The 21,469-nt window shown below is 73.7% G+C and carries 11 protein-coding genes; 7 read left to right on the top strand and 4 right to left on the bottom strand.

Annotated elements, in window-relative coordinates:
- Positions 1-291 precede the first annotated feature (291 nt).
- Both AC0VY3_RS14830 and AC0VY3_RS14835 read left to right on the top strand, forming a co-directional pair.
- The gene (locus AC0VY3_RS14830; protein WP_103511501.1) at positions 292-702 is read left to right on the top strand and encodes a Fur family transcriptional regulator; all 411 of its coding nucleotides are present in this window, start codon (positions 292-294) and stop codon (positions 700-702) included.
- Positions 703-809: 107 nt separating this feature from the next.
- Entirely contained in the window at positions 810-1,229 is a 420-nt protein-coding gene (locus AC0VY3_RS14835; RefSeq protein WP_103511500.1) for a hypothetical protein, read from the top strand.
- Positions 1,230-1,251: 22 nt separating this feature from the next.
- Here the strand turns inward: AC0VY3_RS14835 and AC0VY3_RS14840 are convergent, their stop codons facing one another.
- The 4 genes from AC0VY3_RS14840 to AC0VY3_RS14855 form a co-directional block, all read right to left on the bottom strand.
- Entirely contained in the window at positions 1,252-7,869 is a 6,618-nt protein-coding gene (locus tag AC0VY3_RS14840; protein ID WP_475549762.1) for a beta-ketoacyl synthase N-terminal-like domain-containing protein, read from the bottom strand.
- A 68-nt stretch (positions 7,870-7,937) separates the two neighbouring features.
- A complete protein-coding gene (locus AC0VY3_RS14845) occupies positions 7,938-13,943 on the bottom strand; it encodes an SDR family oxidoreductase (protein ID WP_475549763.1) in 6,006 nt (2,001 codons plus the stop codon).
- A 56-nt stretch (positions 13,944-13,999) separates the two neighbouring features.
- On the bottom strand, positions 14,000-15,583 hold the full coding sequence (locus tag AC0VY3_RS14850) for a PfaD family polyunsaturated fatty acid/polyketide biosynthesis protein (protein WP_475549764.1): 1,584 nt from the start codon (positions 15,581-15,583) through the stop codon (positions 14,000-14,002).
- 41 nt (positions 15,584-15,624) lie between these two features.
- Entirely contained in the window at positions 15,625-16,791 is a 1,167-nt protein-coding gene (locus tag AC0VY3_RS14855; RefSeq protein ID WP_103511254.1) for an SDR family oxidoreductase, read from the bottom strand.
- 835 nt (positions 16,792-17,626) lie between these two features.
- On the opposite strand from AC0VY3_RS14855, the gene AC0VY3_RS14860 reads away from it, so the two are divergent.
- The 5 genes from AC0VY3_RS14860 to AC0VY3_RS14880 all read left to right on the top strand — a co-directional run bounded on the left by AC0VY3_RS14860 (position 17,627) and on the right by AC0VY3_RS14880 (position 21,349).
- Positions 17,627-18,997, top strand: coding sequence for a condensation domain-containing protein (locus AC0VY3_RS14860; protein WP_475549765.1), 1,371 nt, complete (start codon positions 17,627-17,629; stop codon positions 18,995-18,997).
- A 95-nt stretch (positions 18,998-19,092) separates the two neighbouring features.
- Positions 19,093-19,710 (top strand): ABC transporter ATP-binding protein, encoded by a 618-nt coding sequence (locus AC0VY3_RS14865; RefSeq protein ID WP_103511255.1) that lies wholly within the window; start codon positions 19,093-19,095, stop codon positions 19,708-19,710.
- Positions 19,707-20,516 (top strand): hypothetical protein, encoded by an 810-nt coding sequence (locus tag AC0VY3_RS14870; protein ID WP_103511256.1) that lies wholly within the window; start codon positions 19,707-19,709, stop codon positions 20,514-20,516. Before AC0VY3_RS14865 ends, AC0VY3_RS14870 begins: the two co-directional genes overlap by 4 nt.
- A gap of 56 nt (positions 20,517-20,572) precedes the next feature.
- Positions 20,573-21,094, top strand: a complete 522-nt coding sequence (locus AC0VY3_RS14875) for a hypothetical protein (protein ID WP_103511257.1) — start codon at positions 20,573-20,575, stop codon at positions 21,092-21,094.
- A gap of 54 nt (positions 21,095-21,148) precedes the next feature.
- The gene (locus tag AC0VY3_RS14880; RefSeq protein ID WP_103511258.1) at positions 21,149-21,349 is read left to right on the top strand and encodes a chorismate-binding protein; all 201 of its coding nucleotides are present in this window, start codon (positions 21,149-21,151) and stop codon (positions 21,347-21,349) included.
- The last annotated feature ends 120 nt before the right edge of the window (positions 21,350-21,469 follow it).

Here is a 21,469-nt window from a genome sequence, read left to right on the forward strand (position 1 = left end):
CACCGCGGGTCGGCCGAACGCCTCACGGACCACCGGACCGGACGGTCCCGGGCGGTGTGGCGAGGACGGCACCTGGCCGGCTGGCGGCGCTGTGCGGTCGACCGGCGGAGTCCCGCCGCGTGTCTCTGCTGCCGTACCGGAGTCTTCCTGTCTCTTGGATGTCGCCAGGATCGATCCTACGATGGACTTCGTCCAAGTCAAGAAGTGCGCTAAAACTATAATGGCCAGGGCGGGTGTCGTCGGATCTTCCGAGGCCGTACGCCCCCCGCGAACCGGAGCAGGTGAGACGAGATGAGTGACCTCCTTGAGCGGCTGCGGAGCCGTGGCTGGCGGTTGACCTCGCAGCGGCGTGTCGTCGCGGAGGTCCTCGACGGCGACCACGTGCACCTGACGGCGGACGAGGTGCACCTGCGGGCCGCCGCACGACTGCCCGAGATCTCCCGCGCGACCGTCTACAACACGCTGGGCGAGCTCGTCGCGCTCGGCGAGGTGCTGGAGGTCTCCACCGTGGGCCGGGCCAAGCGCTACGACCCGAACGCGCGCCGCCCCCACCAGCACCTGGTGTGCTCCGGCTGCGGCACGGTCCGAGACGTCCACCCGGTGGGCAACGCCATCGGCGACCTGCCCGAGGCCGAGCGGTTCGGCTTCGCCGTCGGCTCGGTGGAGATCACCTACCGCGGCTTGTGCCCGTCCTGCGCCTGAGTGCGCGACAGCGTCCCGGGCGGGTTCCCGGCCACCCGGATCCACGCTCATGGGCGCAGCCGACCGGGACCGACAGGCCGATACGGCGAGCGCATTAAGGTGTCGGCATGTCGCTGAGCCGCATAGTCCTCTCGTCCGGCCGTACGATCCGGCTCACCGAACTGCGGATGTCCTCGACCTACGGGGGCATGCTGGAGGGCTATCCGTGCAAGCGTGTCAACGACCTGAAGGTCGGGTGGCTCCAGCGGCAGGCCGAACGCGAGTATTCCTCCGCGCGGGTCCATTTCGTCGAACCCTCCCGCGAGTACCCGGGCGGGACCGCGGGCGCCTTCGGGCCCGTCGAGGTGCTTCCTCCCGTGGCGTGCATCGGCTCCTTCGACTCCTCGGCGCTCGACCCGGCCATGGACGGTTCCGGCCTTGTCGTCGCCTGGTTCCAGGCGGCGGCGGAGGTACCGGCGGGCGAGGACGCCGATCCCGCGCTGCGTGGGCTTCGCTGGGAGCAGCTGGCCGAGGACTACGAGCTGTAGCGACGAGTGCTCCCGCTCCCGCTCACGGCGCGGGCACGGGTGCGTACGCGGGCCCCGGCACCACGCGCATACCCAGCCCTCGCACCCGGTAGATACAGGTGTCGTCGCCCCACAACGACGCGTCCGCCACGGCATAGGGGCCCCGCGCGTCCGTGCCGCTCTCCACGATGTCCATGTCCACCCGGATCAGCCGGTTCGCCGGGGTGATCTGACCGCGGTACGTCCAGGCCGCCTCGCGGCCGGGCAGCACCGGTTCGAACCTGGGGGCGGTGATCCCGTCGGCCGCGCCTTGTTCGAGCAGGTGGTACTGGAGCAGCTGGCACATGGCCTCGATCCCCAACGAGCCGGGCTGCACCGGGTCCTGGAAGAAGTGGGCCCGGAAGAACCACGCGTCCGGGCGGACGTCCTTCTCCGACCTCAGCCGGCCGAGTCCCGCGCTACCGCCGTCCGGCCAGTAGCCCGTGATCCGGTCCAGCATCAGCAACATCGGCCCCGGCAGGCGCGGTTCGCCCGAGCAGTACCGGGCGGGGCGGGTGGTCAGGTCGGCCGTACGGCCGCAGGGCTCGGCCAGACGGGCCAGGTCGTCCGCCGAAGCCGTCAGGCCCTGCTGGTCGTCGAAGGCCGACGGGGGGAAGTAGCCGAAGACCGTGGACAGTTCGAACACGGTCACGTCATCGGCCGTGCACGTCACCCGGAACGACTCGATGATCATGTCGCCGCTGTGCGAGAGGCGTGTCAGCTCGGCCCTGGTGCGGACCGTACGCGTCGCCGGGGTGACCTCGCCGGTGACCGTTCCCGTCCCGTCGAGGTTGCGGAACAGCAGGTCCGTCTCGCTGGTCGTCGCGCTGCCCACGTACGAGGCGAGCCACCCGCAGGGCTGCAGCGCGACCTCCATGAGGACGGCGAACGGCATGGTGCGGCCGGCGCTTTCCTCGAAGAACCACGCCCGGTCCGGTACGTCGTACTCGGCGACGACGACGCTGCCCTCCCGCATCCCGCCCTGCGGCCCGTCCACCGACACGATCCGGCTCATGAAGTGGTACGGAGGCCCGGGCAGCCGGGCCACCCGCCGGGTGCCGTCGAAGGGTTCGTACATCGCGCCGAACGCCTCGCTCGGCCGGCCCCAGGCGCACGCCAGCAACGACGCGTGGTCGAAGGGGAATCCGTCGGCCGCCACGGCCACCGGCCTCTCCTCCCGGTGCCCCGCCAGCCCGCCGAGCCGCGGCAGCGGCACCGGAACCCCGTCGGCCTGCACCGCGGGCGGGCCCGTGTGCCGCCAGTGCGACAGCGGCCAGTCGGGGACCAGCCGGAGCGCCATGCCACGGCCCAGGAACGCCTTCACCCCGTCGACCGAGCCGAGGACGTCGGCGTGGAGGGTCGGCACCGGACCGGCCGAGACGCCGCGTACGAACACCTCGTAGACGACCCGCCGGGACTCCGGGGTCGCCTGGCCCCGGCACATCGCCCTGGCAGGCTGCTCGTCGACCGGTTCGAAACGCCAGCCGTCCCGGTCGACGGTGAAGCCCATGGCCGTCAGATAGAACGCCATCGCCTGCAGACCGCCCTGCAGCATCAGCGTGCCCGGCATGCAGGGGTCGTTCACGAAGTGGCCGGAGAAGAACCAGTCATCGGGCGACACCGCGGTCTCCGCACGCAGATGTCCACGGCCCCACGGCCCACCGGACGGGTCGAACGCCGTGACCTCGTCCAGCAGCCGCAGCCGCTCCTCGTCCAGCACGGGCGAGCGCACATGGGCCGCCGTCGCCTCCCAGCCGGGCCCGAAGCAGTCCGCCGGACGCCCCTGCGCCAGCGCTCGCAGCCGGTCCGTGCCGAACCGGGTCCGTTCGCAGCGCACGGCCGGCGGGTCGAGCGGCAGATCGTCCCCGGGCGGGTGCTCGGCGGGATCCCAGCGGACACCACCGCTGCCCGCCAACTCCGCCGGGGTGAAGAAGCCGGCCTGGCCCTCGCGGACACTGAGCCGCAGCTCACCGTCCACATAGCAGTCGTAGTGGAAGAAGGCCAGCCGGACCCCGTCCGCCTCCGCGTGGCCGTCGACGTGGATCTCGAAGCACAGGGTGTCGCCGGGTTGGGGCGGGCTGCCGTGGAAGGTCACCTCGCAGCCGAGCAGCCGGTAGGCGCGCTCGCCCCGGTTGAGGAGATCGACCCCCAGCCAGCTGAGCAGCAGCAGATCGGCCTGGCCCGCCTCGATCAGAACCCCGGCCGGCATCCGCCCCGTGGAGTCCAGGTACCAGCTGTCGGGCAGGACATCCGTCTCCGTCCAGATCCTCCCGTCCGTGCGGACCGGGCCCGGCAGCACGAGCGCCGCGGGCACCGCGTCGATGCCGGTGACCCGGTCGGCGAACAGCATGGGCGGCCCGGGCATCCGGGTCTGCACCGCGTAGCCGTCCTGCTCGGCGAAGCGCGGACCGAACAGGGCGGAGATCTCACGGGATGCGAGATGTTCCAGCTGGGCGCGGTCGAAGGTCGGCCCCTGCGCTGCCGCTGGGGTGGCGGGCAGGCGTGCGGGTGCGGGACCGGGCGGGCGTACGGGGCTGGGCAGGCGTACAGGTACGGGCGCGGGCGCGGCTCCCGCGGTGGTCAGCGCCGTGACGGTGCGCGCGGACATGCGCAGGAACCGCTGGTGCGCCTCGGCGTGTGCGGCCATGACCTCCCGGTGCAACGCGGCGACCCGCAGATGCTGCCGGGCGATCATGCCGCCGACCCCCGCCGTCCCCGGCTCCGGTTCGTCCCCGGCGGGCGGCCGGGACCGCTGGGCCGGGGCGGAGGGCGGCACGGCGACGGCGAGGTCGGTGGACGGCGGCGGGCCGGGGGCCCTGTCCGGAACCGGGGCCAGTTCGGGGGCCCGGGGCAGTACGGTCACGGCGGGCTCCAGGGGCGGTAGGCGCGGAGAGGGGGGTACGGGAACGGTGACGGCGCGGCCGGGGCGCGGGAGGTCCGTCGCGGCCCCGGCGAGCCGGGCGAGCAGCGCGTCGGCCTCCACCGGTACGCCGGCGACGACGAGTTCGGCGACCGCGAGACACAGCTGCCGCAGCCCGGTGTCGCCCGGGGTGTCCAGCGCGACGGCCACATGCTCCCGGTCGCCGAGCACCCGCTGGATCCAGCCGGTGCACAGCCTCCGCGGCCCGTGCTCCACGAAGATCCGGACACCGTCCGCCCACGCCTGCTCGATGGTGGCCGCGAAGTCGATCGTGCCGAGGCCCTGGGCGGTGAGCGCCTCGGCGGCCCGCTCGGTCGTCGGCCGATACGCCCGGCCGGTGGCCCCGCTGTAGAACCGGACCCCGGGCACCTCGACCGTGGGGCGGCGGTGGGCCTCGCGCCACACCTCACCGACCTCCGCCAGCTCCGGGGCGTGGGCGGCCATGTCGTAGTCCAGCTCGATCGCCAGGTCGGCGCCGATCCTCGCCACGACGGCCGAGCACGCCCGGGACTCGCCGCCGATGACACAGACCCCGGGCGCGTTCACCGCCATCAGATGGACCGCCCTCTCCCCGGCCAGCTCCGCGCGGACGGTCTCCACCGGTGCGGCGATCAGATAGCTCGACCACCTCTCTCCCCGGATGCCACGCTGCCGCCAGTAGCGCCGCACCGCCCGCAGTTCACCGGTGAGTTCGGTGGTGAACAGACCGCTGTCCCGAGTGGCCTCGTACAGCCCCGGGGCGTCCGGCCAGGCGCCCAGCGCGACCAGTGCCGTCGACTCGCCCGAGGAGTACCCGATCGCGGCGTCCGGCCGCAGCCCGAGGACATCACGACTGAACACCGTGTGGAAGACGGCCAGTTCGGCGACCGCCCAGATCTGGCCGAGCACTCCGGGCTCCGTACGCGACCGCAGCCGCGCCCCCACCGCCCGGTGCTGCTCCCGGACGGTCTCGCCCAGCGACGGAAGGGCCAGCGCCAGCTCATGGCCCATTCCCGGGTAGGCGGCCGAGCCGTTCGTGTACACGAAGGCGGTCTGCCCGGTGACGGGACCGTCCCGGTACAGGACATCGGCCGGGCGGATCCCGCCTTCCGTCAGCCAACGGCGGGCCGCTTCCCTGCGGTCCGCCGACGGGGCGCCGCCGTCGACCACGAGCGCCAGCCGGGCCGGGCCCGCCGAGGACTCCGTACCGGATTCCAGCGCGGCCAGCACTTCCGCGCGGTCGGCCCCGGAGAACACCTGCAGGCGCGGGGCCGGGCCCCGCAGCCACGGCCGGGCGTCCCCCGCGCGCAGCCGTACGCTCGCGGGCGGCCCCTCCAGCGGTGTGACCACGGCCCGCGCGGTGTGGGCGACGGCCGCGGTGTCCGCGGGCCCGCCCGGCCGGGGGACCGCGCGGTGCTGGAGCGAGAGTGCCGCGACCGCGACGGAGACCAGCCCGGACGCCGCATGAGCCCGCCCGAACGCGGACGCCGGGTCGAACACCGCGTCCGGGCCGTCGCCGATGACCATGTCGGGCGGGCCGGCGGCCTCCTCGTCCAGCAGCGCGACGACGGTGTCGCCGTCCCTGCGGGCGGTGTCCAGGGGTTTGAGCACCAGCACGACCGCCGCGTCCCCGGCCTCGTCCCTACGGCCGAGCTCCCGCAGGGCGGCCCGGTGGACGGCTTCGCAGGACAGGTCGGTGGCGCCGACGAGAGCGGCATCGGCCTCGCCCGAGCGGATGGCCCGAGTCGCGACCTCCAGCGCCACCAGCCCGGACGCCTCCTCCGCCGATACCGTGAACCCGGGCCCGGCCAGGTCCAGTTGGGTGCTGATGCGGTTCGCCGCGAGGTTCGGCATGCTGCCCACCACGCCCTCCGCCGTCATCGCCGGAGTGAACGCCTCCCGGGCGAGATCCGCCGCCCCGTCCGTGATCCGCACACCCGACTGCTCCAGCCAGTACGGAATCCGCCAGCGGGCGCCCGCACGGGCCACCTCCGGGTCCACCCCCGTACCGATGACCACCATGGTCCGCTCGCGGGGCAGACGCACCGTCCGTACGGCCTCCCGGGCGGCCTCCAGGACCAGGAGCTGATGGCGTACGGTCCGCTCCAGCGCCAGTGGCGGGAAGCACAGGTCCGTCAACTCCACGGCGATCTCCGCCACGGGGCCCCGCCGTTCACCGCCCAGCACCGCCCGACGCAGGTCCTCGGTGGACGTTCCCTCGCCGACCCGGGCGCCGATGGCCACGATCGCCACCGGTGTACGGGTGTGGGGCGCGTCGGCCGCCAGGGCCGGGGGCGGGGGCGGAGCCGGTTCCGGGCCCGGGGCTTGGGCCGTCGGGCCGTCGGCCGGTGCGGTGGACAGGGGGGCACGCGCCGGCCGGGGGCCGACGGGCGGGGCGGCGTGGTCCGGGGCGTCGACGATCAGATGGGCGTTGGTCCCGCCGAAGCCGAAGGCGCTCACCGCCGCCCTGCGCGGACCCGCCCACTCCTCCGGCGCGCCCAGCACCCGCAACGGTGTGTCCGCCAGCGCGTCCAGGGGCTGTTGGGCGCCGAGCGTCGCCGGCCGCACCCCCGCACGCATCGCGCCGAGCACCTTCAGCAGCCCCGTCACACCCGCCGATGCCAGCAGATGCCCGACGTTCGACTTCGCCGAACCGATGGGCACGTCCTCGGCCGCCCCGAAGACCCGTGCCATGCCGCGCACCTCCACCGCGTCCCCGACCGGCGTTCCCGTCGCATGGCACTCGACGAGCGCCACCGACTCCGGAGCGACGCCCGCCACGTCGTACGCCAGGCGCATGGCTCGCACCTGCCCCTCCTCCGACGGGCTGATCAGCCCGGAACCACGCCCGTCGTTGGACAGCCCCACGCCACGGATCACGCCGAGCACGGGCAGCTCCGCGGCGCGGGCGTCGGACAGCCGCATCAGAGCGACGAACCCGGCGCCCTCGCCGTGCACCAGCCCGTCCGCGTCCCGGTGGAAGGGGCGGCTGCGTCCCGTGCGGCTCGTCGCGGACAGCCCGCAGAACCCCACATGGAGGTAGAGGGGGTCGGGGCGGCTGACCGCACCGGCCACCATCAGATCGGCCGTGCCGTCGTGCAGCCGGTCGCACGCCAGCTTGATCGCGTACAGCGAGGACGCGCAGGCGGCGTCGAGGGACCACGCGCCCGCGCCGAGGCCGAGCGCCCGGGCCGCGAGCCGGGCGGGCAGCCCGGAGGAGAAGCGGTTGCGGGCGTCCGGGCGCGTACGGCGCCCACCCGTCAGCAGGGCGTCGCGGAGCGGGGGCCGTTGTGCGGACAGCCAGACGTGTTCGGCGAAGGCCGCACCGGCGGGTGTGGGGTACGACAGATTCCCCAGCACCAGCCCCCCGCGCGGCAGGCGCTCACCGGTGCGGCCCGCCTCGGTGAGCGCCTGCCGTACCCCGTACAGCACCCAGTGGAAGAGCGGGTCCAGCGAGGCGATCCGCTCCGGGGCGAGGTCGAAGCCGCCCGGATCGAAGACGGAGTCGAACCCGTGGACGTAACCGCCGACATCGGTCCAGGTGCGGTCGAGATGGTCGTCCACCGAGCCCATCGCCCAGCGGCGCGGCAGCCGCCACCGGTCCGCCGGGGCGGCCGACAGGCTGACGCGGCCGGCGGCGATGTTCTCCCAGAACGTGTCCGGGTCCAGCGCGCCGGGCAGCACACAGCCCCGCCCGACGACGGCGATCGGTTCGACATGCATGGGGATCTCGCTTCACGGCGGGGCCGAGGCCCGGGCGGCGGGGCCGGGAGGGGCGGCAGTGGGGTCGGTCAGGACGGGCGGCGGACGAGTTCCACGCCGAGCAGTTCGAGCCGGACGGATCCGTCGGCGTCGATCAGTGCCGCGTCGCAGCGCGCCCCCGTGTCGTGCGCCTTTCGTCCGCGCACCACACAGCGCACGGCGTCGTCCACCGGGCCGCGCCGGTGCACCCGGCACTCGGCGACGGCCATCGGCAGCGTCGCCGCGCCGAGCACCTTCTCGGCCCAGAGCAGCGCGAGCTGGAGCGCGCCGTCCACGGCGGCCGGATCGAGCGGCCCGTGCCCACCCGCTTCCCAGCCCAGGGCCCGCAGGCCCGCGACGGTCGCCTCGGCCCCGTGCTCCGAGACACCGCGCACCGTGCGCAGAGCGTGGAACCGGGGTCCGTGGAAGAGGACGTCCCCGTCGTACGGATCGGTCCGGTCGAGCGGCTTCAGACCGTCCGGGGTGTCCCAGGCGGCCGCATCGGGCTCCTCGAACCCGGTGTCCAGCACGGCCCGGAAGTGTGCCGGGCCGTCCTCGCCCCGCAGCTCCGCCTCCAGACCCGACGGCGAACCGGGCGCGCCCCCGCCACCGAGCACGGTGAGCCGGTGGCCCGCCCCGGACAGCTCCGGCAGGGCGTACTTCTGGTACACCCGCAGATCGCGCAGGACCAGCCGCCCGGCCTGCGGCAGCCAGGCCGTGCCCGCGCCCGCGAACCAGTCGAGGACCAGGGCCACGGGCAGCACCGGAGTCCCGGCGGGCGCGTGGTCGGCCAACTGCGGCAGCGTGTCCGCGCGCACCAGCAGCTGGGCGCGGCGCGCGGCTCCGGCCGGGGACAGGGCGGCCGGATCGTCCCCGGCCGCCAGGACGACACAGACCTCGCCGACGGCCCCGTCCAGCTCGGCGGTGAACGCTGCGGCTCCCTGCGCCAGGGGGATCAGCGGCACCCCGGACCTGCCGAAGTGCGCGGCCAGGGCCGGGGTGACCATGCCGCCCTGCCAGGGGCCCCAGGCCACGCACCGCACCAGGCAGCCGGGGCGGCGGGCCTGCTCGGCCGAGGCGACCTGGCGGAGCACCTCATTGGCCATGGCGTAGTCGCTCTGCCCCGCGTTGCCGAACACGGCGGCCACCGAGGAGAACAGGCAGATCGTGTCCAGCGGATCGTCCGCCGTCGCCGCCAGGAGCGCCCGCAGAGCGTCCACCTTGGTGGACATCACCAGCTCGGCCTGCTCATCGGTCTTGTCGGCGATCAGCTTGTCGGCCAGCACCCCCGCACCGTGCACGATGCCGGTGACCGGCCCCCAGGTCTCGCGCACCTCGCGCAGTGCGGCGGCGAGGGCGTCGGCGTCGCGGACGTCCACCCGCACGTATCGGACGGCTGACCCGGCAGCCTCCAACTCCGCCACGGTCGAACGTACTTCGCGCGCGGCCAGGATCTCCCGGGCCCGCTCCGCGATCCGGGCGGGCGAGGAGTCCGCCGCGGCCTCGGCCGTGCGGTCCGCGAGCAGGCGGGTGAGGGCCGCCTCGTCGGCCGCCGACGCCAGCCCGGCCGGCTCGGCGGCCGGATCGGTCCTGCCCAGCAGCACGATCCTCGGACGGCGGGTCCTGGCCAGGTCGAGCAGGGCGGCGGCGGTCACCCCGCGCGCCCCGCCGGTGGCCACGATCACCGAGTCGGCGGTGATCCGGCCCGCGCCGCCGGGTGTCACGGGCCCGGGCGCCATCCGCAGGAGGGCGCGGGCGCCGTCCGCGCGGAGACCGACCTCGGGGTCGGCCCCGCCCCGGAGGAGTTCCCGTACGACGGCCTCGGCGACCTCCTCGTCGTCCCGGCCGCCCCGCTCGCAGTCGACGACCCTGACCGAGGCGTCCGGCCACTCCTTCGCCGCGGTCCTGGCCAGCCCGGCGACCCCGCCCAGCCACGCCCGGCCGGGCGCGTGGCCGCCGAGTCCGAAGTCGCCCCCGGTGTCCTGGACGCTCACGAACACCCCGCCGTCCGCCGCCCGTGGCGCCACCGCACGCGCCGCCCGCAGCGCCGAGCGGTGGACCTCCCGCGCCGCGTCCGGATCGCCGCTCGCGGTGAGCGCGCCGAGGTGGATGACGCCACGGGCGCCCCCGGGCACCTCCTTCACGGCGGTCGCGTCCACGCCGTGCTCGGTGAGCTTCCGGGTCACGAGAGAGACGATCGAGCACCCGTCCCCGCCCTCGCCGGTCACCGCGACCGGACCGTCCAGCAGCCCCGCCGTCGCCAGCCCGGACACCGGAGCCTCCACCATGCGCGGTACCAGCCGCGTCAGCGGTGTCGGCGACGTCGGTCCGGCAGCCTCGTGGGTCGTTTCCACCGGTGCGGGTACTTCGACGACCACGGGGGGCCCGGCGGGCCGGGCGTCGCCGGTGAGCGCCTCGACGATCTCGCGCAGCGTACGGAGCTTGCCGAGCCGCCCGACGTCTCCCGCCGCCACATCACCCACCTGCCGGCGCACGGCCGACAGGATCTCGACGCGCTTGATGGAGTCGACGCCGAGATCCGCCTCCAGCTCCATGTCCATGTTGAGCATGGCGGTCGGGTAGCCGGTGAGTCGGGCCACCACCGACAGCAGCAACTCCTCCAGCTCCGACGGCGACAGGGACACCGCGTCGCCGACGGGAGCGGGAGCGGGATCCGGCGCGGGGACCTCGGCCACGACAGAAGCTGACGGAACCGATGGAACCGATGGAACCGACGAGACCGGCGGAACCGGCGGAGCCGCTGGGGCAGATACGGAAGGCGGCGCAACGGCCGCCGGTGCGAGGCGCGGTGACGAGGCGCGGGGCAGCGGCAGCGGCAGCGCCGGCGCGGCGGCGGTCGTCACCTCCACGGCTGCGCCCGCGTCCGGCGCCCCGAGCATGGCGGACAGAGTCGTCTCGGTCATGCGCAGAAACGCCATGTGGCTTTCCGTCAGCAGGCGTTGGCAGGCCGCGTGAGCCTCCGCCGTCTGCCGGTGGACGCTCTCGACGGCGGCGAGCCGGTCGCCGTCGGCGGCAGCCGTCCCGTACGCCGACGGCTGCGGGGTGTGGACCGGGGAAGGGGCGTGCGCGGGCATGGGAACCGCCGGGGTGTGGGACGCGGATACGGGGGTGGGTACGAGTTCGGGTACGGGAGCCGGTGCGGGTGGCGACGGCTCGACGGACATGGTGCGCGGCGGCGGTTCGGCGGACGCGGCCCGTGGCGGCGGCACGCTGGACGCGGCGCGCGGTGGCTGCGACTGACCGTAGTTGCCTCCGCTGATCTTCACGGTCATCCGGGGCTCGGGCTCCTTCGCTGAGGCTTCGGGCGGGGCGTACGGGGCCCAGAGGGTGTCTAGGTCGAGGGGGACACCGCGTACGGCCAGTTCGCCGAGCGCGGTGTGCAGGGTGTCGGCCCCGGGGCGTGCCGACCGGTCCAGGGGCACCGCCGCGTGCTCGCGGTCGCCGAGGATCTGCCCGACCAGGCCGGTCAGCGCCGCGCCCGCGCCGACCTCGACGAAGGTGCGTACCCCCGCCGCGTACATCGCCTCGATCTGGTCCTCGAAGAGCACCGGTGAGGCGAGGTGACCGGCGATCCGGCGGCGCACCTCGTCCGGCGACGACGGATACGGCTGCGCGTCCGCGTTGCCGTAGACCTGGAGCCGGGGCTTCGCGAGTGGCACCGTGCGCAGATACGCGGCGAGCGGTTCGACGGCCGGAGCGACCAGCGGGCTGTGGAAGGCGGTCGACGTGGCCAGCCGGCGGGTGCCGACCCCCGCCGCCGAGAACGCCTTCTCGGCACGCCCGACCGCCGCTGCCGAACCTGAAAGCACCACCTGGCGCGGTGCGTTGTGGTTGGCGGGCCAGAGGTCGCCGAACCCGCCACGGGCCAGCACCTCGGCCACCTGTGCCTGGTCCGCCGCCACCGCCAGCATCGCGCCGGAAGCGGTCGCCGCGTCCCGCATCAGCTCACCGCGGCGACGGGCCAGATCCACCAGCGCATCGGCGTCCAGCACCCCCGCGCAGTGCAGCGCCACCAGCTCGCCGAAGCTGTGGCCCGCCACGCAGTCCGGCCGCAGCCCCAGCCCCCGTACCACCTCCAGCAGCGCCAGCGCGTGCACCGCCAGCGCCGGCTGCGCCCACTCGGTGGCGTCCAACAGGGACGCCCGCGCGGCGCGTTCCTCGTCGGTGAAGGCGGGCGGCGGGAACACGACCCGGTGCAGGGCCCGCCCGTCGAAGCGGGTCGGCCCCAGCCGGTCCCACACGGTCTGGGCGGTCGGCGCCAGCATCGCGAGACCGGCCCCCATCCCGACGTACTGGGAACCCTGCCCCGGGAACAGGAAGCCGATACGGCCGGGCGAGCCCTTCCCGTACGCGTACCGGATGCCGGACGGTGCCGAGAACGCCGTGTCGGGCCGCTGCCGGATCGACTCGGCCGCCTGCGCGAACTTCTTCCGCAGGTCCGCGGCATCGGTGGCGACGACGGCCAGCCGTGCCCGGGCGGCGGACGAGAAGGCGGCGTGGCTCTCCCGGGCCAGTGCGGCCAGCGGACGCCCGTCGTCCGGCACGGGAGGGACCAGGTTCGACGGGGAGTCGCCGCTGAACAGGACGAGTTCGCTCGGGGCCGTGCGATGGCGCAGGGCCGCACGCCCCGGGCCGGACGAGGGTGTGTACTCCTCCAGCGTGACATGGAAGTTGCTGCCGCCGAAGCCGAAGCTCGACACCGCCGCGCGGCGCGGATGACCGGCCGGCCGCACCCAGGGGCGGGTCTCGGTGTTGACGTAGAACGGGCCGTCCGGGGCGGCGGCCGCCGGGTTCGGCCGGTCCACCTTGACCGTCGGCGGCAGCACCTTGTGGTGCAGGGCCAGCACCGCTTTGAGCAGCCCCGCCGCGCCTGCCGCGCATTTGGTGTGGCCGATCTGCGACTTGACCGAGCCGATTGCGCACCACTGTCCGTCCTGACGCCCCGAGGCGGCGAACACCTCGGTGAGCGCGGCCAGTTCGGCGGTGTCTCCGGCCTTCGTGCCGGTCCCGTGGGCCTCGACCAGCTCCACGGTCTCCGGCCCGTAACCGGCCTCCTCGTAGGCGCGGCGCAGGGCCCGCGCCTGACCGTCGGGCAGCGGGGCGTAGATCGCCGTACTCCTGCCGTCGGACGAGGTGCCGATGCCCCGGATCACCGCGTGGATCCGATCGCCGTCACGCTCCGCGTCGGACAACCGCTTCAGCGCGTACATGACGACCGCTTCGCCGAGCATGGTGCCGTCGGCCGCGGCCGAGAACGGCCGGCAGTCGCCGCTGGGAGAGAGAGCGGGCGTCTTGGAGAAGCACAGGAACATGCCGATGTCGTTCCCGGTGTCCACGCCACCGCTGATCACCAGGTCGGCCCGGCCGAGTGCCAGTTCACCGACCGCCGTCGACAGGGCCGCCAGCGAACTGGCGCAGGCCGCGTCGGTGGTGTGGTTGACGCCGTGCAGATCGAACCGGTTGGCGATCCGGCCCGCGACGACGTTGCCGAGCAGCCCCGGGAAGGACGACTCCCGCCATGGCTCGAAACGGGCCGCGATGCGGTCGCACACCGCTTCCGCCTCGGCCTCGCCGAGTCCGCTCTCCCGCAGACCCGCGAGCCACAGCGGGCGCTGGGCACGCCCGTACATGTGCGGAAGCAGTTCGAGGGCCGCCGCGCCGAGAACGACACCGGTCCGGTCCCGGTCCACCCTGCCCGAGCCGCCGGCATCCTTCAGTACCTGGTCGGCGACCATCAGGGCGAGCAGCTGGGAGGTGTCCGTCGCGGGCAGGTTGGACGGGAGCACTCCGTAGGCCATCGGGTCGAAGTCCACCTCGGGGAGGAAGGCGCCCCGACGGGCGTACGTCTTGTCGGGGGCGGCCGGGTCCGGGTCGTAGTGGTCCTCCACCCGCCAGCGGGAGGCGGGCACCTCGGTGAGCAGATCGCGGCCGCCGGTCACGATCCGCCAGTAGCCGGCCGCGTCCGTCGCGCCGGGCACCAGTGCGCCCACGCCGACCACGGCGACGGGGATCCGACGGGGGGTGGAGCCGGGCACGGTCTCTCCTCGGGGTCGAACGGTCGGTACCGGGGCGTCGGTTGCTCCGGGGCCGTTCACGCCAGCTCGCACGGCGTGCAGGCGAACGCTTCGGTCGGCAACGGAACGCCGTAGGTGCGCAGTTGATGGGCGCGCGTGAGCACGGCGGCCCCTTCGAGGAGGTTGAGCGCGATCTGCACCACGGACCGGTGCGCCGGCTCGGCCAGGAACGTGCCCGCCACCCACCGGTTGAACGCGCCCATCGCCGGTCCGCACCAGATCTGGTAGTCGGCCCGACGTGACTCCTCCCCGGAGATCGCCCACCGGCTGGAACTGCCCAGGTACCAGCGGAAGACCAGGGCCATACGGTGCTTGGGGTCGGCCTCCGCGCGGGCGATCTCCGCAGGATCGCGCCGCTCCCAGAACGCGCGCGTATGCCGCCAGGTCTCGTCGAACGGGGCGCGCAGCACATCGCGTTCGATCGGAGCGCGCAGCGCGGACGGGATCTCCTCCAGCGATCCGTGGTCCCGGTACGCCGCGTACAGCCGGCCGGCCCGCTGCGCGAACATCGTGCCCCGGGACAGCACCTGGAGCTTCACGCCGAGTTCGAACATGTCGGCCGAGGGCGCCATGGCCACATCGGCGACGTCCGCCTCGCAGAGCATCGCCTTGGCCTCGTCGGACAGGCCCGCCTCGACCGCCGTCTGGTTCACCGACCCGACGACCACATAGGAAGCGCCGAGAGCGAAGGCGGCGGCCACCGCGTCCGGTGTGCCGAGACCGCCGGCCGCGCCGAGCCGGACCGGCCGGCGGTAGCCGAACCGCCGGCACAACCCGTCGCGCAGGACGGTGATCCTCGGCAGCAGCACCGACAACGGCCGGTTGTCGGTGTGCCCACCGCTGTCCGCTTCCACGGTGATGTCCTCGGCCACCGGCACCCGGGCCGCCAGCTCCGCCTCCTCGCGGGTGAGCTTCCCCCGGGCGACGAGCGGCTCCAGCAGGGCGGACGGGGCGGGGGAGAGGAACCTCTCGGCCACCTCGGGCCGCGAGACCTTGGCGAACAGACGCGTACGCCGGACGATGGAGCCGTCCGCGCCCCGGCGCAGACCGTGGGCCGCGCACAGCACGACCGCCGGGGTCAGTTCCATGAACGCCGACGCGGAGATCCGGGGGACACCGCAGCGCAGCAGCAGCTCGGCGACCCGGAACTCCAGCGCCGGTTCGGCCGGTGAGTGGATGAGGTTGACACCCCAGTTCGGGCGGGACGCCAGCTCGTGCGCGAGCGTGTGCACGGCCCGCTCCACCTCGGCGTACGACAGACCTCCGGCCCCGAAGAAGCCGAGCATCTCGGCCCGGGCCATCGCCGCGACCATCGTGGTGGTCGCGATGCCGTTCGCCATCTCACCGGCGACATAGGGGAAGCGGACGCCGTGTGCCTCGCAGAACGTGCGACCGCCGAGCCACTCGGGGTACAGCGGTGGCAGCGTGCCCAGCACCTGGCCGCCGGGCGGCGGGCCGGTCGCAAGCCCCAGCTCCCGGCCGTCCGGCCCGCCGACGACATGGACGGGTTCCCGGATCCGCCGGGCGCAGGCCGCGATCCCCTCGGGCGAGAAGACCGGCGGGGACGCGGCGGTGGCGCCGGGAACGGTGAGGACGGACACGCGAAGACTCCAACGGAAGAGGAGATCAGCAGGTCAGCAGGTCAGGAGACGGTCGTGGGGATCTGCGGCGGCAGGGGGGCGGCGCGGGGCCTGTCCCGTGGGGCCAGACCGGACCAGAGGTAGTCGAGGCCCACCGGAGCCGAGACCGCCGACGGCCCCAGCCGGGCCCTGACCCGGGTGTCGTCGAACCTCCGCCGGTGGGCGAGGTAGGCCGTCACGCCCGGGTAGAACTCCATCAGCGCCTCCATCGCCGACGGGCGCTCCGGCTTGGCGGCCACCAGGTCGATCGCGATCGGAACCAGCCGCTCCAGCAGGGCCACGACGACCGGCACGGGCACATCGCGGTCATGGACGACGTGGTACGTGTCGACCCCGCCGGAGGGCTTCAGACCGGCCAGCCGCACCATGACCTCGGCCGCGTGGTCCACCTGCAACAGGTTCAGCCGGCCGTGCGGGTGCCCCACGGTGCGGACGCGTGGCCGGGGCCCGGCGAAGCCGCCCGGCGTGCCCACGCCACTGGGCGGGCCCGGGCTCGCGGGGGCGGTGCTTCGCGCGTCGCGCAGGATCCGCTCCACGACCTGCAGCGGGTGCGAGGGCAGCTCGGGGTGCGGTGGCAGGTCGGTGACCAGAATGCTCGGCCGCAGGACGAGGACCGGACGGCCGTGCTCCCGGGACCAGGCGCGAACCAGCAGCTCCGTCTCGTACTTGGACCGCTCGTAGGCGTTCTCGAAGCCACCGGTGTCGTCCAGCTCGTCCTCGTACGCCACCCCGTCCCGCCGCGCCCCGGCGACGAACGCGGTGCTCACGTGATGGACCACGGGCGACCCACGGCCCGAGGCCGCGAGCTCCAGCACCCGCCGGGTCCCTTCGACGTTGATCCGGCGCAGCTCGGGAAGGTCACCTTCCAGATTGATGCTGCCCGCACTGTGCCAGATCACGCCGAGGCTGTCGGCCAGCTCCTGATACGTCCGGGCGGGCAGCCCCAGCCGGGGCAGTGCGAGATCACTCTCCACCACCCGCAGCCGATGGGGGAGCCGGGCGATGAACGCCTGCGGTGCGCCCGTCACTTCGAAGTACCGGGTGATGCGGTGCAGCGCGTCCCCCGACCCGGCGTGGGCCAGGACCGTCACCGACCGATGGGTGCCGAGCAGGCGACGTAACAGGCGCAGTCCGAGGAATCCGGTGGCGCCGGTGAGTGCGACGTGCACGAGCGTGGCTCCAAGGGCGGTGAGAGGGGGGCGGATCGCCGACCGTGTGCGGAGAGAGGGGGATGAGGAGAGAGGGCGGTGCTGCCGTTGCGGAGACCGGGCGCGGGAGGAGGACGACGGCACCGGCCGTCGTGCGTCGCGGATCGTCACCGGCGATCGCACCGCGCACGGTCCGGTTCGTCCGGCCGGTCCGGTGCGGCTGGTGCTTGCTCGCCGGTTCTCCGACCACCCGTCCGGACGGGGGCTCTCGGGCCTTTCGGACCCGGTGATCTCCGGCGCACGGCACACAATGGCAGACGAGCAGCGGAGAACGCGCCTCGATCTCCGCTGCTCACCCGAACGAAGTACGCCACCGCGAGGCGTCTGAAGGGCCGTCTGTCCGGTGCGCGGCCGGGCAGCCCCTCACCTGCGCGGCAGCCGTGCGCGGACGGAGCCGTACGGCGGTGGTCGGAACCCTGTCCTCCTTTCGGGGGAACCCGTCGCCGGGATCCGAACCGGTCGTCGAAGAGTCGCCATGTCGACAGTGGTTGTGGGTGGGCCGGGCCGCCGAGCCCGTCAGGACAGGGAAACCGGGGGTCGCCGGGGCCGACGGCGGATGAGGCCGGCGGCCGCGGGGACGGCCGGAATCCGGCTGCCGTGGCCGGGGCGGCGTGCGGACACCGGACGGAACCGCTCCGGGCGATGGTCATCCTGATGGTCGGCCGGTCCGGGCAGTGCGCCGGACCGGTTCCGGACGGACAGGCCGCCCGGAACCGGTGGCCTCCTGCGCTCACGTCCCACCGCACTCCGGTCGTCAGCGCGATCGCCCCGGCCCGAATGGGAGCCCCGAAGCCTCATGCCCGATTCCGAGCAGCGCACCCCGTCCGCCCCGCCACACACCCCGTCCACCTCATCCGTGCCGTTGGCCCGGTCCGACGCGTTCGTTCCCTCACCCCGCCACCCCACCCACTCGGTCGACCGCGCGTTCCTCAGCCTGGAGCGCCGTCGGCCGGACGTCCGCTGGGACGCCGGTGGCATCGCCTACCTCAGCGGACCGCCGCCTTCCCTGGCGGACCTGCGCGCGCACGTGGGCTTCCGTCTCGGTGAACTGCCCCTGCTCACGAGCCGGGTGGCGGGCGGCCGGCGGTCACGCTGGCAGCCGGACGGGGACTTCGCCGTCGACCGGCATGTGCACGAGGTGGTCGCCGACGGGCCCGCCGGCTGGGACCCGGCCCTGGACACCGCGCTCAACGCCCCGTTCGCTCCCGGCGCCTACTGGGGGGTCTGGCTGGTCCACGGCCATGAACCCGACGCGTACGCCGTCTGTTACCGCTTCCACCACGCCTGCCAGGACGGCGCGGCCGCCGCCATGACCTTCCGGGCCCTGCTGAGCGGAGGCGAGCCCTCCGCCCGTCCGGTGCCGGGCCGGAGCCGGCTCTCCGGGGCGCCCCGGAGAGCCGGTGCGGCCGTCGGTCTCGCCGCCAGGTTCCTCGCCGGCTCGCTCCCCGTACGCGGTCACCGCCCGGACGCGGCCTTCACTCCTTCCGGCGAACGGCGGCTGTGGCGCGGCCGCGTACCGTCGGACACCCTGCGCCGGATCGGCGCCGCCCGGGGCGGCTCCGCCCACGACGTACATCTGGCCGCCCTGGCGGGGTCGTTGTCGGCCTGGTCGGCGCGGGCCGGCGTACCGCTTCCCCGGGTGACGGCCGTGCTGCCCGTCGACGCACGCCGCGCGGACGAGGAACAGACCTGGGGAAACCGGTGCTTCGCCCTGCCGTTCGAGCTGCCCGTGCGCACCGCCCGGGAACACCCGGACGGTTCCCGGAACACTCAGGCGCCGCTGCGACGGCTGGATCACGTCATGGCGACGACCCGGAAGCTGCGGGGCGATACCTGGCGGCAGGCCATTCAGGACCTGGTCCGCTTCATGCCGGACGCCCCCACCGAGTGGTATCTGCGCAGGATGCTCTCCCCGCGCGTCACCAACGTCATGGCCACCTCCATGCCCCTCGCCGACCAGGGGAGCCTGGGGGGTTCGCAGGTGACGGGCACCGCCCTGCTGCCCCTGCTCGTGCCGGGGCACCTCTTCGCGGTGGGGCTGTCGTTCTTCGGAGGCTGGGCCGAGGTGTCCTTCCTCGCCGACCGCGCCCTGCCCCTGGGGGAGTCGCTGCCGCTGCTGTGGGAGCAGGCCGTGGGCGAGCTGGCGGAGAGCTCGACGCCGGTATGAGCCGGGCGGGCGCCGCCCACCACACGACGCGGACGGGTTCCGCGGGCCATCAGGAACACCTGGTACGACAACACCTGGTACGACGGAGCAACGCGATGGACGTCACCGATGTGCACCACTCCTACCGGCAGCATGCCGTTCTCCGGGGCATCGACCTACGGCTGCGGCCCGGCACCCTCGCCGGGATCGTCGGGGAGAACGGCGCGGGCAAGACCACGCTGCTGAAGATCCTCGCCGGTGAACTGAGGCCGGACCGCGGCTCGGTGCGGCACAGCGGCAGATTCGGCTACTGCCCGCAGTCCGTGGTCCTGGACGACTCCTTCACCGTCCGCCAGCACCTCGACCTCTTCAAGAGCGCGTTCGGTCTCGCGAACCTGCGACGGGCCGAGGAGGTGATGGAGACCCTGGCCCTCACCGAGTACCTCGACCAGCGGGCCGGACTGCTCAGCGGGGGCTCCCGGCAGAAGCTCAACCTGACCCTGGCGCTCATGCACGATCCGGACGTGCTCCTGCTCGACGAGCCCTACCAGGGGTTCGACTGGGAGACGTACCTGCGCTTCTGGGAGCTGGCGGAGAGGCTGCGCGACGCCGGGCGCTCGGTGCTGGTCATCTCGCACCTGGCCTACGACATCGACCGGCTGGACCTGCTCTGGCGGCTGGAGAACGGGTGCCTGGAGCGCCAGGAACGACGTACGGAGGCGGCGACGGTATGAGGCGGCACCGGCAGCTGTTCACCACGGCGTCCAAGTACGCGCTGATCGGGCACGCCCGTAACCGGTTCGCGATGCTCCTGGTGGTCGTGTACATCCCCGTATGGATCGCCCTCGCCTATGTGACCATCCCCGACCAGCCGGCCCCGTTCCGGCTGCGGGCCACCGGTGAGGTGCTGTCCCCGCCCGGCAACCACCTCACCCAGATCACCGGTGCGCTGAACGCGGTCACCCTGATCGCCGGGTTCATGATGTTCGCGGCCACGTTCACGGGAGGCGCCTTCGACCGCCGCCTCGCGATGGCGGGCTACCCCCGGTATCACCTCGTCCTCGCCAAACTCTCCGCGCTCACGCTGGTCTGTGTCGCCATCGCGGTGTACGCCACGGTCGCCGTCGGGGTCTCCTGGCCGCCGCGACAACCTCTCCTGCTCGCCGCCGCGCTGTTCTGCGCCGCTCTGACCTACGGCGCGCTCGGCGTCGTCCTCGGATCGGTGCTCCGCCGCGAGGTCGAGGGCATGTTCGCCATCCTGATGATCAGCATCCTCGACGTCGCCCTGCAGAACCCCCTCTCCAGCTCCGGATCGGACAGCGCGGTCGTGCGCTACCTGCCGACCTACGGAGCCGTGCAGGCCGGCATGTCCGCCGCCTTCTCCGACGCGTCGGCCGTACGGGGAATCGCGATCCAGTGCCTGTGGCTCATCGGCGCCGCGACCGCCGGATTCCTGGTCTTCCGCCGACGCACCCGCAACGCCCTTGACACGCCCGTGACCTGGAAAGGCGGTGATCGTTCTGTAGCCGTCGGGCGCTGAAGCCGCGCCCGGAACGTCACCCCCATTCCTGTTTCCCCCGCAAGGAGCACCACCCCATGACACTCTCGCGTACCGTCAGGCGCACGGCCCTCACCGCGGGTCTGCTCGCCGCCTCCGCACTGACCGTCCCCTCCACCGCGCACGCGGCCCCGATGCCTCCCGCGTGTCAGGAGGCGCTGCTCGAAACCCTCGACAAGTTCCCCGTCGTGGACTTCACGGTCCCCGACAAGGCCAAGAACGCCATGCTGGGCCAGGTGCTGGGGCTGAGCGAGGCCGACCAGGAGGCGCTCACCGAGGTGGCGTGCGCGGCCTGGAACACCTGGGCGACCCAGAACGGGCAGGCCGTCGCCACGGACCTGGACACCCGCTACCGGAACGCTGCCGGGCCCGTGTGCAACAAGTTCGCCAGGTCCTCGCTGCAGACGATCAAGAAGTACGCCCCGAACGTCCCCGCCGAGACCCGCGAGTTGGAGAAGCTGGCCAAGAAGGTCTGGCGCACCTCCATGGAGAAGCTGGCGGCGGAGGCCACCAACGCCGACTGCCGCACGGCCTACAACGCGGTGAAGGCAGGCTGGTAACGGCACGGCGGGCGGGCGGTGCCGCGGCACCGCCCGCCCAGCGAGGCGGTGCTCATGGTCGGCAGCGACGGGTCGCTCGACGCCGCGCTCGTCCTGCGCACGGTCTTCCGGCAGCACGGGCGGACCTGGCTGCGGGCGGGCGCGGGAATCGTCGACCAGTCGTTGCCCGAGCGGGAGTTCGAGGAGATCTGCGAGAAGCTGCGGAGCGTCTCGCGCACGCTCGTGCGGGCCCGGGGGCGCCAGGAGGGTGTCTGAGGGGCGGCGGTGACGGCCGTACGGGGGTCAGGGGCGCCGATCCACTCAACCTTTACGGTGCTGTTCGACTTGTGTCGCGCTCCGCGCTACCCTCAACCTGAACAGTCGTGTTCAAGTTAA

The sequence above is a fragment of the Streptomyces sp. iso_384 genome, assembly GCF_056172905.1.

What these genes read in the sequence shown, in the direction of transcription:
- AC0VY3_RS14830 (WP_103511501.1), top strand. Translation starts at nt 292, where the DNA reads ATGAGTGACCTCCTTGAGCGGCTGCGGAGCCGTGGCTGGCGGTTGACC.
- AC0VY3_RS14835 (WP_103511500.1), top strand. Translation starts at nt 810, where the DNA reads ATGTCGCTGAGCCGCATAGTCCTCTCGTCCGGCCGTACGATCCGGCTC.
- AC0VY3_RS14840 (WP_475549762.1), bottom strand. Translation starts at nt 7,869, where the DNA reads ATGCATGTCGAACCGATCGCCGTCGTCGGGCGGGGCTGTGTGCTGCCC.
- AC0VY3_RS14860 (WP_475549765.1), top strand. Translation starts at nt 17,627, where the DNA reads ATGCCCGATTCCGAGCAGCGCACCCCGTCCGCCCCGCCACACACCCCG.
- AC0VY3_RS14865 (WP_103511255.1), top strand. Translation starts at nt 19,093, where the DNA reads ATGGACGTCACCGATGTGCACCACTCCTACCGGCAGCATGCCGTTCTC.
- AC0VY3_RS14870 (WP_103511256.1), top strand. Translation starts at nt 19,707, where the DNA reads ATGAGGCGGCACCGGCAGCTGTTCACCACGGCGTCCAAGTACGCGCTG.
- AC0VY3_RS14875 (WP_103511257.1), top strand. Translation starts at nt 20,573, where the DNA reads ATGACACTCTCGCGTACCGTCAGGCGCACGGCCCTCACCGCGGGTCTG.
- AC0VY3_RS14880 (WP_103511258.1), top strand. Translation starts at nt 21,149, where the DNA reads ATGGTCGGCAGCGACGGGTCGCTCGACGCCGCGCTCGTCCTGCGCACG.